Annotated in this window: 8 protein-coding genes and 1 pseudogene; 6 read left to right on the top strand and 3 right to left on the bottom strand. The window is 42.1% G+C overall.

Annotation, left to right across the window (positions count from 1 at the left end; translation table 11 throughout):
• Positions 1-265: 265 nt before the first annotated feature.
• Complete coding sequence (moeB, locus tag V7K48_RS16490) at positions 266-1,438, bottom strand: molybdopterin-synthase adenylyltransferase MoeB (RefSeq protein ID WP_335074224.1); 1,173 nt, start codon at positions 1,436-1,438, stop codon at positions 266-268.
• A 141-nt stretch (positions 1,439-1,579) separates the two neighbouring features.
• Complete coding sequence (locus V7K48_RS16485; RefSeq protein ID WP_335074222.1) at positions 1,580-2,038, bottom strand: M67 family metallopeptidase; 459 nt, start codon at positions 2,036-2,038, stop codon at positions 1,580-1,582.
• An 881-nt stretch (positions 2,039-2,919) separates the two neighbouring features.
• On the opposite strand from V7K48_RS16485, the gene V7K48_RS16480 reads away from it, so the two are divergent.
• The 6 genes and pseudogenes from V7K48_RS16480 to V7K48_RS16455 all read left to right on the top strand — a co-directional run bounded on the left by V7K48_RS16480 (position 2,920) and on the right by V7K48_RS16455 (position 15,657).
• Positions 2,920-4,995: a beta strand repeat-containing protein gene (locus V7K48_RS16480; RefSeq protein ID WP_335074220.1), complete on the top strand. Its 2,076-nt coding sequence runs from the start codon at positions 2,920-2,922 to the stop codon at positions 4,993-4,995.
• 325 nt (positions 4,996-5,320) lie between these two features.
• Positions 5,321-5,479 carry a hypothetical protein gene (locus V7K48_RS16475; protein ID WP_335074217.1) on the top strand — a complete coding sequence of 53 codons (159 nt, stop codon included), beginning with the start codon at positions 5,321-5,323 and terminating at the stop codon, positions 5,477-5,479.
• 592 nt (positions 5,480-6,071) lie between these two features.
• Positions 6,072-8,795 (top strand): annotated as a pseudogene (locus V7K48_RS16470) (beta strand repeat-containing protein); the annotation flags it as partial.
• Between the two features lie 1,269 nt (positions 8,796-10,064).
• A complete protein-coding gene (locus tag V7K48_RS16465) occupies positions 10,065-12,170 on the top strand; it encodes a calcium-binding protein (RefSeq protein WP_335074213.1) in 2,106 nt (701 codons plus the stop codon).
• A gap of 1,455 nt (positions 12,171-13,625) precedes the next feature.
• Positions 13,626-14,792: a calcium-binding protein gene (locus V7K48_RS16460; RefSeq protein WP_335074211.1), complete on the top strand. Its 1,167-nt coding sequence runs from the start codon at positions 13,626-13,628 to the stop codon at positions 14,790-14,792.
• A gap of 727 nt (positions 14,793-15,519) precedes the next feature.
• On the top strand, positions 15,520-15,657 hold the full coding sequence (locus V7K48_RS16455) for a hypothetical protein (RefSeq protein ID WP_335074209.1): 138 nt from the start codon (positions 15,520-15,522) through the stop codon (positions 15,655-15,657).
• A 306-nt stretch (positions 15,658-15,963) separates the two neighbouring features.
• Here V7K48_RS16455 and V7K48_RS16450 read toward each other — a convergent pair whose 3' ends face one another.
• On the bottom strand, positions 15,964-17,169 hold the full coding sequence (locus tag V7K48_RS16450) for a zinc-dependent alcohol dehydrogenase (protein WP_335074207.1): 1,206 nt from the start codon (positions 17,167-17,169) through the stop codon (positions 15,964-15,966).
• Positions 17,170-17,315: the final 146 nt, after the last annotated feature.

The following is a 17,315-nucleotide window of genomic DNA, read 5'->3' as shown; positions in this document are numbered from 1 at the left end:
CGCATTCGCAGAGCGTCTGTCTGCGACACGCTGCGCGGACGTAGAGAAGCGGATTGCCGCAGGCTACCACTCCAGACACAGAGAGGAGAAACAGAGAGGATTTTTGCATCAGTTTTGGGATATTTTTTGATTTGGAAGTCCCTAAAGTTTAAGTATTTCCCTCTCCAAGTCGGAGAGGGACGGTTTTGCGTAGTAAAACCTTCTTAGAGGTCTTTTGATTCCGCTGATTAGGCGAACACTACATAACCCCTCGAACTCACGTTTTTTAATACTCCGGAACTGACGGATCGATTTCTTTACTCCAAGCGGTAATTCCGCCTTTGACATTCGTCCCGACAATCCCGGCTTCCTTGAGGATGGCGAGGGCTTTTGCCGATCGCCCGCCCATCTTACAATGAGCAATTAAGCGGTGACCGTTTAATATTTCCTTCACCTTAGCAACGCCATTGCCATTTTCAATCTCTGGTAAGGGGACCAACACTGAACCAGGAATCTTAGCAATGTCGTATTCATTGGGGTTGCGGACATCTAGCAGTACAAAATCCTTTGCACCACTATCTATCAACTCCTTTAAATCCTTGACGGTCATTTCTTGACTTTCCATCTGCTGTTTTGCCTCCTCTGCCTTAGCTTGTGGAATTCCGCAGAATTGTTCGTAGTCTATCAGTTTTTCAATGATTGGGCGAATCGGGTTAGGACGCAGCTTCAACTCCCGGAATTTCATATCTAAAGCGTTGTATAGCAGCAACCGTCCACTCAGGGTATTACCTTGTCCCAGAATGATTTTGACAGTTTCAGTTGCCTGGATTAAACCAATAATTCCTGGTAAAATCCCCAATACGCCACCTTCTGCACAAGACGGAACCATTCCTGGTGGTGGTGGTTCTGGGAAAAGATCACGATAATTTGGCCCACCTTGGTAGTTAAATACAGTAGCTTGCCCTTCAAAGCGTAAAATTGAACCATAGACGTTGGGCTTATTCAGCAATACGCAGGCATCGTTAACTAGATATCTGGTGGGGAAGTTATCGGTACCATCTACCACTATATCATAAGGTTGGAGGATTTCCAGGGCGTTTTCGGAACTCAAGCGAGTTTCGTAGAGATCAACCTGACAATAGGGGTTAATCTCGTGAATGCGGTTTTTTGCCGATTCAATCTTGGGTTTACCTACCCAGGATGTACCGTGGATTACTTGGCGTTGTAGGTTGGAAGTATCAACAACATCGAAATCGACAATCCCGATGCGTCCAATACCCGCCGCCGCCAGATATAAAAGTAGTGGTGAACCTAGTCCACCTGTACCGATACACTGTACACTGGCAGCTTTCAAGCGCTTCTGTCCTTCTAGTCCCACTTCCGGCAAAATCAGGTGTCGGGAGTAGCGTTCGTAATCGTCTTTAGTCAACTGGATTTCATCCAGATTGGGATTGAGCATAGTAGTTATCATCTGGGAGAGCGGAATATTAATCCTATCGAAAAACTGTATCTTCATAGGACATAGAGAGTGGGGAAGACAAGTTTTCATCCGTGGGGGCGGCGAAAACCGCTACAAGTAGACTGTCTTTAAACTAAGCCGTTAAATTATATTTTCAATTGCCTCTGCTTGAAACTGATGATGATCATCAAGGCTCCAGCTTTCGAGTTCTCCAGCTTTGCCGTTTTGGACGGAAACTATTATATACGAGTATCCCTGCCAAGCGTATAGGCGATCGCATTCTGAAGGGATAGCAGGATGATCTGTGTGGGAGTGAAAAATACCGATAATGTTCAGTGAGCGATCGCGTGCTTCTCTTTGTGTTTTTAGCATAACTTCGGGTGCGATCGCATATTGCCGTCTTTTACTTTCTGCTGTGCGTTCGCCTGGAAACTCAGCAGCCGCTTCTGTATTCCAGGCATTTTCTGTTGGCATGATTTCTACCACAATTTTGCCCTCACTAGCCAGATAGCCTAAAATTATACCGCAGCACTCGTCTGGATAGGTGCTTTCGGCATAGGTGCGGATGGTTTGCAAGTGTTCTTGGCTAAGTCTAATCATCTCTGCATTTGTAATTTTGGTAACCTATAGCAATTCTCGCTTAGAAATATATCCTACATTCCGCACCCCAACTGTCTGCTTTCTTATTGCCTATCAACTAGAAAAATATGAAGAATACACAAAGTTCAGTATTTATATATAGATTGAACAACCAATAATGTAAAGAATATGCAAAGATGTTTATTTAAGCATAAACATCTAAGTAAGATATTGACTATGTAGTTATTTTGAGGCTATTGAAATATTCTCTATTTTCAAGCTAGACACTCACATAGAAAAGCCCCCAAGGAGGGCATAAAAATCTTTATCCAAATCAAGAGTCAACTCTTGACTATTTTCTCTTCTAGTAGGACTTAAGCACTGGCAAAAAGACAAATATGAAGAGTAAGTTTTAGGCATTAAATTGTCAGACTTTTTGATGCTTATTCAGTGATTTCTACTGAATAAAGATGATTAATTTAGCCGGAATCACCGATTATCTTGAACGCACATGCTGATGAATTTGTAGAGTGCTTAAGACTTAGATAGTTTGAGATAGTTAGAGGATGTCTGAGAAGTATCAAATATTTGTTGATCCCCCCTAACCCCCTTAAAAAAGGGGGAATAAGAGTCTTAAAGTCCCCCTTAAAAAGGGGGATTTAGGGGGATCTCCAAGGGTTAGGTGTATACAAAAAAACTTTTCAGACATTCTCTTAGATTCAATGCTATGTACAAGCCTTTTCATTGAGTGAATCTTCCAGAAATATTACTGTTCCTCAAAGGTGAAAGATAAAGTATGCCGAGAACGTTAAATTGAAGCGAATTTTTGTACCCGAAAACTGCACTTACAGCAGATTGAGAACTAAAGTTACTGAAAAAATCGATTTAGGTAGGTAAAAGTTATGGCAAATATCATTGGAACCAACGGTAATGATACCCTAGTCGGCAGCGACAGTGCGGACACGATTAAGGGTCTTGCAGGTAACGATACTATCACGGCTAACCAGGGTAACGATACCCTGACTGGTGGCGGTGGCGAAGATAAATTTGTTTACAACTACAACGACGGCACTGATACCATCACTGATTTCAATGGCGTAGGTAAAGGAACAAACCCAACAGCAGCAGTGATTGCCGAAGTGGATACCCTAAAATTCCTTGGTGCTGGGTTGACTGCCCGAAATCTGCTACTCACCGAAAATGGTAATAATCTGGAAATCAGCTTTGAAGGGGTAAATGGTACAAAAGTCATCCTGAAAAATTTCAAATTAGAAGACTTAGATAACCTGAAAGCTTCTGGGACAAAACCAGCTATTGGTAATATCCTGTTTGATGGGCAAACTAATATCACCGATAGTTTTAATGTCCTGGATGCCAACTCCACCGAAACTAGCATCGGCATCAAGAACACGGTCACCTTCCTCAATGACCTGGACAACAACATTATGGGTTTAAATAACTCAGATGATGTTATCAATGGTCAGGGAGGTAATGACAAAATCGATGGCTTGAGTGGCAACGACATTTTGAGAGGTGGTGCTGGCAATGATACTCTCATTGGTGGTACGGGCAATGATACTCTTGTTGCTGGTACGAGGAATAACAGCCTTGGTGGTACTGGTGACAATAACTCGAATATTAACTATTTATTAGGCGATAACCTGCTATCTGGGGGCGATGGCAATGATTTTCTCTTTGCCTCTGGCTACTACGACTACAACGATGGACTTAATATCTATTATACTTATGCCTCAGGCAATAACACTCTCAACGGTGGTGCTGGTAACGATACCTTGAATGTTGATGCTTCAACAGGCAATAACCTACTGAATGGTGGCGCTGGTGACACTTGGTTATATGCTTACGGTTCAACAGGCGATAATTTGCTCAATGGAGGCGATGGTTATAATCTTTTCTATATCGCTAATAGCTCAGGTAATAACACTCTCATTGGTGGCGCTGGTAACAATGACTTGGTTGCTGACTATTCAACAGGTAATAATCTATTGTATGGGGGTGATAGCAGTAATTATTTCTCCATTCAGCGTGCCTCTGGTAATAACACCCTCGTTGGTGGCGCTAGTGGCGATGTATTTTTGAATTGGTATTCAACAGGCAATAATCTACTGGATGGCGGGACAGGTAACGATTTATTGGATTATCGCGGCAGTTCTGCTATTGGGAAAATCACTTCGACTTACAATGCTACTACTAACATTGGCTCAATTACGGCGGGCACAAGTGTAGTTAGCTATAAGAATATCGAACAATTAGAGATCACAGGTACAGAATACGATGACTACATTCTGGGGAGCAATGGTAACGATACGATAGATGGGGGCGATGGGGGCAATGATACGATAGACGGCGGGGCTGGTAACGATTTATTGTCCTATGACTTTGATTACTACCTTAGCGAAGGAATAACTTCGACTTTCAATGCCATCACTAACATTGGCTCAATTAGGATAGGCACAAATGTGGTTAGCTACAAGAATATCGAACGATTAAAGATCACAGGTACAGAATACAATGACAAGATTGTGGGGAGCAATGGCAACGATACACTTAACGGTGGCAATGCAGGTAATGATACGATTCTTGGCGGTGCAGGTAATGATATCCTGACAGGTGGGAATGGTAATGATATTCTTTATGGAAATGGTGGCACTGATACCTTTGCTTTCAATAATTACAATGAAGGCGTAGATATTATTTATGACTTCAACGCCACTAATGAACTGATTCAGGTATCGGCTAATGATTTTGGTGGCGGCTTATCACCAGGTTCACTCTCAGCTAATCAGTTTACTATTGGAGCATCTGCAACGACAAGCAATCAGCGATTTATTTATGACTCCACTACAGGTGCATTGTTCTTTGACCAAGATGGCAGTGCAAGTGGGTTTACTCAGGTAAAATTTGCACAATTATCTACTGGATTGTCACTAACCAAAAACAATTTTGTGGTTGCTTAATCGGAATTAGCGCTCTGCCATCACTCTAAGTACGGGTTGCGAGGTGCTATTTTCGGAACCTCACATTCGATTGAGCAATGCAATTAGTGTTAACAGAGAGTAGGTGTTGGGTTTTGTTGCTCAACTGCATGGGTGCGACTGCTTTGCAAGTGTTCTTGGCTTGGTCTGATTATCTCTGCATATGTAATTTTGTTAATTTATAGCAATTCTTGCTTAAATATTAAGATATTGTCAGGCGATCAAGATCATAGTTGCAGCTACGCCCAACCCAGGTGTTAGCGTTGGCATAGCCTCTGGTAGAGAAGCTTATCGTACTCCTACAGGGATGTTGCTACGCGTAGTAGACGCACCAGAAGCGATCGCTGCGATCGCTAAGAAAAATATGTATTCTGTATCGCTCCTTCAAACATTTGCCTACTGCTTTCTTATTGCCTATCAACTAGAAAAATATGAAGAATACACAAAGTTCAGTATTTATATATAGATTGATCAGCCACTAATGTGAAGAATATGCAAAGATGTTTATTTAAGCATAGACATTTAAGTAAGATATTGACTATGTAGTTATTTTGAGACTATTGAGATATTCTCTATTTTTAAGTTAGACATCCACACAGAATAGCCCACAAGGAGGGCAGAAAAATTTATTTCCCAAGCAAGAGTCAACTGTTGACTATTTTCTCTTCTAGTAGGACTTAGGCACTGACAAAAAAACCAAATATGAAGGGTGAGTTTTAGGTATTCCATTCAATTGTAAGATTTTTTGATGCTTGTTCAGTGATTTCTATTGAACAAAGATGATTAATTTAGCCTGAAATCACTGATTATCGTGAATAAACACACTGATTAATTTGTAGAGTGCTTAAGACTTAGATAGTTTGAGATAGTTAGGTTCAATGTTACGTACAAGCCTTTTCATCGGCTGAATCTTCCAAAAATATTACTATTCCTCAAGGGTGACGGATAAAGTATGCCGAAAACCTCAATTTGAGGCGAATCTTTGTGCTCGAAAACAGCACTTACAGTAGGTTGAGAACTGAAGTTACTGAAAAAATCGATTTAGGTAGGTAAAAGTTATGGCAAATATCATTGGAACCAACGGTAATGATACCCTACTGGGTAGTAACGGCGCGGACACGATTAAGGGTCTTGCAGGCAACGATACCATCACAGGTAACGAGGGCGACGACACTTTGACTGGTGGTGGCGGCAAGAATACATTTGTTTACGACTTTGGCTACTTAAACAACACTGATACCATCACCGATTTCAATGGCGTAGGTAAAGGAACAAACCCGACAGCAGGAGTCATTGCTGAAGTGGACACCCTAAAATTCCTTGGTGCTGCCTTTACTGCTCAAAATCTGCTGCTGACTCAGAATGGCAGCAATCTGGAAATCACCTTTGAACAGGACTTTAATAATACCAAAGTCATCCTGCAAAACTTTGCCCTAGAAAACCTGGATAACCTCAGCAAATCTACTGGAGCCACTGTAGACTTGGGCAATATAGAGTTTTATGGGCAAACTAGCATCACGGACAGCTTTGATGTCTTCAATGCCAACTCCACCCAAAGCACTATCTTCAACAAAAACACAGTCACCTTTCTTAATGACCTCAACAATAATGTTAATGGCTTTGACAACTCAGATGATGTCATAAATGGTCAGGGGGGTAATGACATCATTGACGGCTTGAGTGGCAACGACCTGCTCAGAGGTGGTGCAGGGAATGATACTCTCATTGGTGGTGCGGGGAATGATACCCTCGTTGGTGGTACAAGGAATAAGTTTAACTTGAATGCTGGCGGTTCAACAGGCGATAACCTCCTATCTGGGGGCGATGGCAATGATTCTCTCTCCATCTCTGGCGACTATGATGACAATACATATGGAGATATCTATTTTGCCTCTGGCAATAACACCCTCAATGGTGGCCTTGGTAACGATAACTTGAATGCTAGCAGTTCAACAGGCAATAACCTGCTTGATGGGGGCGATGGCAATGATTCTCTCATAGCTTCTAGCGACGACAACTATAGCATTGGTGCCTCAGGCAATAATACTCTCAACGGTGGTGTTGGTGATGATAGGTTAACTGCTAACTATTCAACAGGCGATAACCTCCTCTCTGGGGGTGATGGCAATGATTATCTGTCTGTCTCTGGCTTCCAGTACTACTCTTTCGTTGGTGCCTCAGGTAATAACACCCTTAACGGTGGTGCTGATGATGATTATTTGACTGCTGACTATTCAACAGGCAATAACTTCCTCTCTGGAGACGTTGGTAACGATACCATGAATATTGACGCTTCAAAAGGCGATAACCTCCTAGATGGAGGTGATGGTAATGATTATCTCTCCGCCTCTGGCAATATTACCAGATACGGCATTGTTAACTCTTTAGGCGATAACACCCTCAACGGTGGTGCTGGTAACGATACATTAAATATTAACTTTTCAGAAGGTGATAACCTACTCAATGGTGGCGATGGCAACGATTTTCTCATAGCCTCTGGCTACTCCGACTACTACGCAGGATTCTCCACCGCTTCTGGCAAGAATACCCTCAACGGTGGTGTTGGTGAGGATACATTGAATATTGACAATTCAACAGGCAATAACCTCCTAGATGGAGGTGATGGTAATGATTATCTCTCCGGTTCTGGCTACTATCGTAACGACTACGACCAAAGTTTTTATGTTGTCACATCAGGTAATAACACCCTCAACGGTGGTACTGGAGATGATACGTTAAATATTGACTATTCATCAGGGAATAACCTCCTCTCTGGTGGCGATGGCAATGATTATCTCTCTGGCTCTGGCTTCCAGTACAACGACTACTACGGGCGCAGTGTTGCCACATCAGGCACTAACACCCTCAACGGTGGTGCGGGGAACGATACATTGAATATTGACAATTCAACAGGCAATAACCTCCTCTCTGGAGCCGATGGCAATGATTCTCTTAGTGCCTTTGGCGCCTTAGGTAACAATACCCTCAACGGTGGTGCGGGGAATAATACTCTCGTTGGTGGTACAGGCAATGACTACCTCGATAGTGGTACTGGTAACGACCTGCTGCGGGGTAATGCGGGAAATGATACTCTCATTGGTAGTGGAGGTACTAACATACTCAACGGTGGCGCTGGTGACGATTACTTGAGTATAAACTCTTTGGATTATAACTCTTTTGATGCCTTTAATCTGCTCTCTGGGGGCGATGGGAATGATTCTTTGTTTGCCTCTTACTCCAATGAAGCACCCGGTTCAGCTTCCAACACTCTCAACGGTGGCACTGGTGACGATTACTTAATTGTTAATGGTCCTACTGGTGGAAACATCCTTAACGGAGGTGATGGGAATGATTATCTCTCCGTCTCAGGCTTCTCTAATTCTTCTTATTATGGTAACACCCTCAACGGTGGCAATGGGAATGATACCCTCACTAGTGCCAATGGCAATGATATCCTGGTAAATGGCAACGGTAATGATACTTTTTCTTTCAGTAGTTATAACCAAGGCGTTGATAGTATTTATGACTTCAACGTCACTAATGACCTGATTCAAGTATCGGCTTTTGGTTTTGGTGGCGGCTTATCAATCGGTTCACTTCAGAAAAGTCAGTTTACCATCGGAACATCTGCAACGACCACTGCTCAACGATTTATCTATAACAACATTACAGGTACCCTGTATTATGACCAAGATGGCAGTACAGCTGCATTTACTCAGGTAAAATTTGCACAATTATCTGCTGGATTATCTTTAACCAACAACAATTTTGTGGTTGGTTAATCTGAAATCAGCGCTCTGCCATCACTAAGGAGCAAAGATTACAAGGTGCTTTTGTAAGCACCTTGTATTCGATTATTCAATGCAATTACTTTTAGCAGAGAGTAAATGTTGGGTTATGTTCGTCAACTTTGGGGATCTTGCTATAGGTAGGGTTCCGCAGGAAAGATATCGCTGCGAACAAAAGTCAAATATGTATTTTTTGATCAGTCCTTCGAGCATTTGCCTGCTGCTTTCTGCAAATAATTGCCTATAAACTCTAAAAATGTGAAAAACACACGAAGAGAAGTAAGGTACAATTTGTACAACTATCGGCTGGGTTGTCACTAACCAAAAATAATTTTGTGGTTGTTTAATCGTGATTAGCGCTTTACCATCACTCTTGGTACGGAATGGTAGGTAATTAAAATAGCACTTCCCATTCGATTATTCAATACAATTACTGTTAACAGAGAGTAGATGTTGGGTTTGGTTCCTGAACTTTCAGCATGGGTACGAATGATTTGCAAATGTTCTTGGGCTTTGTCGGATCATGTCTGCTTTTCTAATTCTGGCAACTTATGATGATTCTTGCTTGGATACAATATATTGCTATACACTTGCTTTATCTTGATCACTACGTAGGCATCCGTAAGAGCTAATGTTAGGAATATATAAAAATTAGTACTTATATATAGATTGACAGCAGATAATGTGAAGAGTATGCAAAGATGTGTCTTTCAGTATAGACATCTCAGAAAATATTCATATATGGTTATTACAGTGTTATTTAAATGTTCTCTATTTTTAAGCTAGACACCCACGGGCAATAATCCAGAACCAGGATATAAGAATCCCTTTCCCTATCAAGAGTCAACTATTCTCTTTTTTTAAGATAATAGGACTTACTCATTGACAAAAAAACTAAATTATCAAGTGTGGGTTTGAGGTATTCAAGCTTGATTTGAGAACACTTTTTCACGGGTGTCTAGGTTGGGCTATGCCTACGCTATTCTATCAAGGATGGTTCAAAAAAGCTTGAAACAACCTATTTCAGTTAATCCACACAATTATGGATTTGTACAGTGCGTGAGACTTTGATACTTAAATAGGTGCTACTTGCAATCTGATCGACAGAGTAGATTTTTGAAAAAAATTACTCTTCCTCAAGGGTGACATAAAAGTATGCAGAAAGTGTCAACTCTCGGCGATTTATTGTTCTTTAAAACAGCACTGACTCAGGGCTGAGAACTTAATAGTTACTGAAAAAACTAATTTAGGAAGGAAAAAGTTATGGCAAATATCATTGGAACTAAAGGTAATGATACTCTACTGGGCACTAATAGCGCAGACACAATTAATGGTAAAGCAGGCAACGATACCATTACAGGCAACGAGGGCGATGACACCGTGACTGGTGGTGGCGGCAAGGATACATTTGTTTACGGCTTTTACGGCGACACTGATATTATCACTGATTTCAATGGCGTAGGTAAAGGAACAAACCCAACAGCAGCAGTGATTGCCGAAGTGGATACCCTAAAATTCCTTGGTGCTGGGTTGACTGCCCGAAATCTGCTACTCACCGAAAATGGTAATAATCTGGAAATCAGCTTTGAAGGGGTAAATGGTACAAAAGTCATCCTGAAAAATTTCAAATTAGAAGACTTAGATAACCTGAAAGCTTCTGGGACAAAACCAGCTATTGGTAATATCCTGTTTGATGGGCAAACTAATATCACCGATAGTTTTAATGTCCTGGATGCCAACTCCACCGAAACTAGCATCGGCATCAAGAACACGGTCACCTTCCTCAATGACCTGGACAACAACATTATGGGTTTAAATAACTCAGATGATGTTATCAATGGTCAGGGAGGTAATGACAAAATCGATGGCTTGAGTGGCAACGACATTTTGAGAGGTGGTGCTGGCAATGATACTCTCATTGGTGGTGCGGGCAATGACACCCTTAACGGTGATACAGGGAATGACCTGCTGCAAGGTGATACAGGGAATGATACTCTCATTGGTAGTATGGGCAATGACACCCTTAACGGTGGTGCAGGTGACGATTACTTGAATGTTGACATTTCAACAGGTAATAACCTGCTCTCTGGTGGCAATGGCAATGATACTCTAAGAGCCTCTGACTATATCACTTCTGGTAAGAATACCCTCAATGGTGGCGCTGGTAATGATTACTTGAGTGCTGGCATTTCAACAGGTAATAACCTGCTCTCTGGTGACGATGGCAATGATACTCTAAGAGCCTCTGGTAACTACCGAGATGGTGCTTCTGGTAAGAACACCCTCAACGGTGGCGCTGGTGACGATTACTTGGATGCAATTTTTTCAACAGGCGCTAACCTGCTCTCTGGTGGCGATAACAATGATACTCTCTCCGTCAGTCTTGCCGTTGGGAATAATACCCTCAACGGTGGCGCTGGTGACGATTACTTGAGTGCTAACATTTCAACAGGCGCTAACCTGCTCTCTGGTGACGATGGCAATGATACTCTCTGTGCCTCTGAATTCGAGGGCTACAGGTATTGGAACACTTCTGGCGATAACACCCTCAAAGGTGGTGCTGGTAAAGATTACCTGAATGTTAACTATTCAGGAGGAGATAACTTACTGGATGGAGGCGATGGAAATGATTCTCTCTCTGGCTCTAGCTACGGCTATGGCTGGGGAGGAAGTTATTTTGGTACCACTGGCAATAACACCCTCAATGGTGGTGCTGGTGACGATAACTTGAATGTTGACTATTCATCAGGCAATAACCTACTCTCTGGGGGCGATGGCAATGATTCTCTAAGAGCCTCTGGCTACAAGTACGACAACTACTTAGGTGACGACCACGCAGTCTATCGTAGAGCATCTGGCAACAACACCCTCAATGGTGGCGCTGGTGCAGATAACTTGATTGTTGATTATTCAACAGGCAAGAACTTACTCTCTGGGGGTGATGGCAATGATACTCTCTCCGCATCTAACGCGTTAGGCAATAACACTCTTAATGGTGGTTTTGGCAATGATATCTTGATCGGTGGCAAAGGTAATGATAGCCTAATAGGAGGAGCTGGTACTGATACCTTTGCTTTCAATAGTTACAATGAAGGTGTTGATCGTCTTTATGACTTTAACGCGACTAATGAATTGATTCAGGTATCGGCTGCTGGTTTTGGTGGCGGGTTATCAATCGGTTCACTTCAGACAAGTCAGTTTACCCTCGGAACATCTGCAACGACAAGCAATCAACGATTTATCTATGATAATATTACAGGTGGACTGTATTTTGACCTTGATGGTAGTTCATCTGGGTTTACTCAGGTAAAATTTGCACAACTATCAGCTGGATTGTCACTAACCGAAAACAACTTTGTGGTTGTTTAATTGTGATTAGTGTTCTTTTATTACTCTAGGCATGAAATGGGAGGTTCTATTTTAAGCACCTCCCATTAGACATCTTCAAAAAAGAGAGTAGCACTACTACGTCTCTATAAGGCTTCTGGATAACGCATATTTAATTTCACCAAATGTCTAATGCAATTAGTGTTAACAGAGAGTAGATGTTGGGTTTTATTCCTCAACTTTCGGCATGAGTGCAGATGGTAGAACAAGTGTTCTTGACTAAGTTTAATCATGTCTGCGTTCTGATTCTGGCAACTTGTAGCGATTTCTGCTTATATAGTAATCCGATTTGATTGCGTGAAAAAATCTAAGTATATGTAGGGGAGCCAGTGCGTTGCAGAGGTTCCCGACGCTTGAGGACTCGCTACCGCTTCGCTATCCGTTGTAGCAACTGGCATTGCGTTAGTGCGAAGTTCGTAACGCACCAAAGTCTTTAAACGATGCCGTACTTTCGTTTAACACAAAGCCAGTTGCTTCATATTAAGTCCGGTTAATCGGCATTGGATAATTGAAGTATGAATTTGAGCGATCGCTATGCAATGTCCAAGGTGTGCATCAACTCATATCCGCAAGAACAGGAAAAAAGCTGGTAAACTTGCATCACATTTGTGTGAGTTGCAGTCGTCAATTTATCGATTTTTACAAAAATCTTGGTTATATGGTTCGACTGCGCTCACCAGCCGCTCAGTGACTACCGCAGGCATCACAGCGTTCAAAAAAGAAAATATGTATTTTTGATCACTTCTTGGAGTATTTACCTACTGCTTTCTGTATTGCTTATCAACTAGAAAAATATGAGTAATACACAAATCTCAGGACTTTTAGATATATTTATTGGCAAATAATGTGAAGAATATGCAAAGATTTTTCTTTAAAAATAGACATCTAAGTAAATACGTTAAAATATAATTAATTATTGTGGGATTATTTATATACTCCCTATTTTCAAGCTAAACACCCACGGGCAATAGTCCACAAGGAGGGCATAAAAATATTTCTCCCTATCAAGAGTCAATTTTTCCTTATTTTCAAGACAGTAAGGCTTACGCATTGACAGAAAACTAAATATGAAGTGTAGGTTTTAGGCATTCAATCTTGATTTGACAACGCTTTTTCAGCCAACGCTGGGTGGGCGTAGCTGCTGCTACTGATTAAGAATAATTATAAAAAATCCTGAAACTATGTGTTTGACTGAATACACACGCTCATGAATTTGTACAATGCCTAAGACTTAGATAGTTCAAGATAGTTAGATCAGTGCTATGTCAAAGCCTTTTCATTGGGTGAATCTTCAAATAAAAATTGCTGTCCCTCAAGGGTGACATGAAAGTATGCCGAAAACGTCAAATTCCGGCAGTTTTTTGTGCCCTAAAACTATACTTACAGCAGCTTGAGAACTTAAGTTACTGAAAAAATTCATTTAGTTAGGTAAGAATTATGGCAAATATCATTGGAACCTACGGTGCTGATAACCTACTGGGTAGTAACGGTGCTGACATCATTGACGGTAAGAGTGGCAACGACTTGCTGCGGGGTGGTGCGGGAAATGACACTCTTATTGGTGGCGCGGGGAATGACACCCTTATTGGTGGTACAGGGAATGACTCCCTCGTTGGCGATAACCTGCTTTCTGGGGGCGATGGCAATGATTCTCTTTCTGTCTCTGGCTACCACAGCTTCAGCTACCCAAACGACGACTACGACTCTCGCTCGTTTGGCAAGAACACCCTTTACGGTGGCGCTGGTAATGATAACTTGAGTGCTAGCGGTTCACAAGGCAATAATCTACTGGATGGTGGCGCTGGTAGTGATACTCTCTCCGTCTCTGGCTACTACAAAGGAAATGACTACGTCTTCCAGGAGTCTGGTTCGTCTGGCAAGAACACCCTCAATGGTGGTGTTGGTGACGATTACTTGAGTGCTAGCGGTTCAACAGGCAATAACCTGCTCAATGGTGGCGATGGCAATGATTCTCTTTCCATTTCTGGCTACTACAGCTACACTCCCTACGAAGATGAGCACGAACCCCGCAACCTCTCCACCACATACGATTCTCGCTCATCTGGGAAGAACACCCTCAACGGTGGTGCAGGTAACGATAGCTTGAGTGCTAGCGGTTCAACAGGCAATAACCTACTCTCTGGTGGCGATGGCAATGATTATATCTTTGCCTCTAGTGCGACTGGTAATAACACCCTTTATGGTGACGCTGGCAATGACACCATCTATGGTGGCAATGGCAATGATATCCTCACAGGTGGTTTTGGTAATGATACCCTCTATGGTGGCAATGGCAATGATACCTTTGCTTTCAATAGTTATAAGGAAGGTGTTGATCGTCTTTATGATTTCAAAGCCACTAATGAAATCATTCGGGTATCGGCTGCTGGTTTTGGTGGCGGGTTATCAATCGGTTCACTTAAGACAAATCAGTTTACCATTGGAACATCTGCAACAGCGATCGCTCAACGATTTATCTATGACAATATTACAGGTGGACTGTACTTTGACCAAGATGGCAGTGCGTCTGGGTTTACTCAGATAAAATTTGCACAACTATCGAGTGGAGTCACACTAACCAAAAACAACTTTGTAGTTGTTTAATCTTAATTAGACATCTCCAAAAAAGAATCCAGAGACGTGTTAGTGTAGCGGGGTAAAGCCCAGTCTAATTTCGCGTCTCTACAAGATTTCTGGATAACGCATATTTAATTTCACCAGATGTCTATTAGCGCTCTGCCAATGTTTAGAAAAAGATGTTGAAAAATGAAGTTGAGCAACTAAATTTATTTATTGATACTGAGCGTAGCTGTTGGCGCAGCCTAAGAAGAGAAGTATGGTAAAATTATCTTTTTACTTTAGGACTTACGCACAAGTAACGGAAAATCGAACCGCAGAGTCCGCAGAGAAGCCAGTGCGCCCTTACAGTTAAGAGACTTGTTCGCTTTTAGCGTTCCCGTAAGGTAACAACTGGCGCAACACGGAGAAATAAGAGTTTCAGAGAGTTCTTGCATAAATTCTATACTTTTTACTTATTCATGCAGACTTTTGAAATCCCACTTCGGCTACGCTCAGTGCATCGCCTAAATTCATTTATGTGTAGCACTCTTTTTACTTTTATCTTTTTAAAGTATATTTTCATTAACTTTAATCAAATTAGCGATCGCTAACTTGAGTTTTGAGTATAGAAAGATGCACCTTTGTATCCTTAGAAACAACCTAAAAAAACTCTGCCACTAATCAGAGCGATCGCCACTATCAGAAATGTTTTCTTTGAGATTGGTTATTCATCAATTATAGTGAGTGCGATCACTTCATTTAATTAGGAGCTATGAATTATGTGATAGCGTCGCCTCAGCTAAAAAAAAGACATTTTCATCTTTTTGTGGCGATCGCATTTACCTATTACTTGGACAGTGCAGAAGATTTAAGACGTAATGCGATCGCATCCCTTCCAAGTATAACTTAAAGAGTAAATTAGATGATTGGAGAGCGATCGCCTGTAAAACATGGAAATAAATTGTCTGAAAAGCTTACAGGATACGCTTTCAAAAAATTGAACAACTTTTTTATTTATCACTATGACGAATATTTCAGGAGTTTTACAACTTTATTTTTTGATATTCAGATAAATTTGAACGTAAATAAAAGGGTTACAAACGTTCAAATTGTTTAACTTTTTTATTTTCTACAATGGCATATTCCTCTGAATAGACTGCTCAGATCAACGGCAAATAAGTACTACCGTTGATCAAAGTGTTTGTAGAGGTGGGTTTCAAGCAGCTTGACCCGGCTTGAGCACGACCTTGATGCAGTTGTCCTGCTTATGCTTGAAAATTTCGTAGCCGTGCGGAGCTTGCTCTAGCGGCAGACTATGGGTGATTACGAAGGAGGGGTCAATATCGCCGTTTTGAACGTGATCGAGTAGCGTCTGCAAATACCGATGCACATGCGTCTGTCCTGTTTTCATGGTTAAGCCTTTATTCATGAAAGCACCCATCGGCATTTTGTCTACAAAGCCCGTGTAAACACCGGGAACTGACACCGTGCCGCCTTTACGACAAGCAACGATCGCTTGACGCAATACATTGGGTCGATCGGTTTCCATTCTTACTGCTTGCTTCGCCTTGTCATAGAAGCCTTCCAAACCCATGCCGTGAGCTTCCATTCCCACCGCATCCATGACCGAATCAGGACCCAGACCCCCAGTCATTTCTTTGAGGGCTTCACCCACCTCAGTTTCTTCATAGTTCAAAATTTCTGCTTTGCCGTCTTTTGCCATCTGGAGCCGTTCAGGAACGCGATCAATCGCAATGACGCGCCCAGCACCCAGCATGAAGGCACTTCTAATGGCAAACTGCCCAACTGGACCGCAACCCCAAATCGCAACCGTATCTCCTGGTTGGATGTCACAATTTTCTGCTGCCATATAACCAGTAGGGAAAATATCAGTGAAAAATAGGACTTGTTCATCTGCCAGTCCATCGGGAATCTTGAATAACCCGACATCGGCAAAGGGAACGCGGGCATATTCTGCTTGACCTCCAGCGTAGCCCCCCGTCAAATGGGAGTAGCCGTAAAGACCTGATGGGGAATAACCCATCATTTTTTCCGCCATCCAAGCGTTGGGGTTAGAGTTATCGCACAGCGACCATAAATCCCGATTGCAAAAGAAACATGAGCCGCAGGAAATGGTAAAGGGGACAACGACGCGATCGCCAATGGCTAGGGCTTTGCCTTTGTTATGGATATTTCCATTTTTAAAAGCACTGCCTAGTTCAACAATCTCTCCCATGAATTCATGCCCCAAGATGTCGCCCGGTTTCATGGTGGGGTTGAAGCCGTCATACAGATGCAAATCAGAGCCGCAGATCGCCGTTGAGGTGATTTTCACGATCGCATCACGCGGATTAATGATTTTGGGATCGGGTACGGTTTCAACCTCAACCTTGTTCGTACCTTGCCAACAAACTGCTTTCATTGCTTGAGTATCCTAAAGTTAAGTTGTTCGTAAAATGTGAAATCTATCTACTGAGACTGCGTTGAATTTTCGCGTAGCGAATCCCGTGGCGTCTGATTTTTCATGAGTCAACATATTTATCAGCAGCATTGCTAGCTACACCTTGA

Origin of the sequence: Nostoc sp. (assembly GCF_036919615.1) — a bacterium.
Lineage (GTDB): Bacteria > Cyanobacteriota > Cyanobacteriia > Cyanobacteriales > Nostocaceae > Nostoc.
Note: the sequence above shows the minus strand (reverse complement) of the source record. Positions and strands in the feature narration are given on the sequence as shown.

Excerpts from the sequence above, each read along its gene's own strand:
- moeB (WP_335074224.1), bottom strand. The coding sequence starts at position 1,438 with ATGCTCAATCCCAATCTGGATGAAATCCAGTTGACTAAAGACGATTAC.
- V7K48_RS16485 (WP_335074222.1), bottom strand. The coding sequence starts at position 2,038 with ATGATTAGACTTAGCCAAGAACACTTGCAAACCATCCGCACCTATGCC.
- V7K48_RS16480 (WP_335074220.1), top strand. The coding sequence starts at position 2,920 with ATGGCAAATATCATTGGAACCAACGGTAATGATACCCTAGTCGGCAGC.
- V7K48_RS16475 (WP_335074217.1), top strand. The coding sequence starts at position 5,321 with ATGTTGCTACGCGTAGTAGACGCACCAGAAGCGATCGCTGCGATCGCT.
- V7K48_RS16465 (WP_335074213.1), top strand. The coding sequence starts at position 10,065 with ATGGCAAATATCATTGGAACTAAAGGTAATGATACTCTACTGGGCACT.
- V7K48_RS16460 (WP_335074211.1), top strand. The coding sequence starts at position 13,626 with ATGGCAAATATCATTGGAACCTACGGTGCTGATAACCTACTGGGTAGT.
- V7K48_RS16455 (WP_335074209.1), top strand. The coding sequence starts at position 15,520 with ATGAATTATGTGATAGCGTCGCCTCAGCTAAAAAAAAGACATTTTCAT.
- V7K48_RS16450 (WP_335074207.1), bottom strand. The coding sequence starts at position 17,169 with ATGAAAGCAGTTTGTTGGCAAGGTACGAACAAGGTTGAGGTTGAAACC.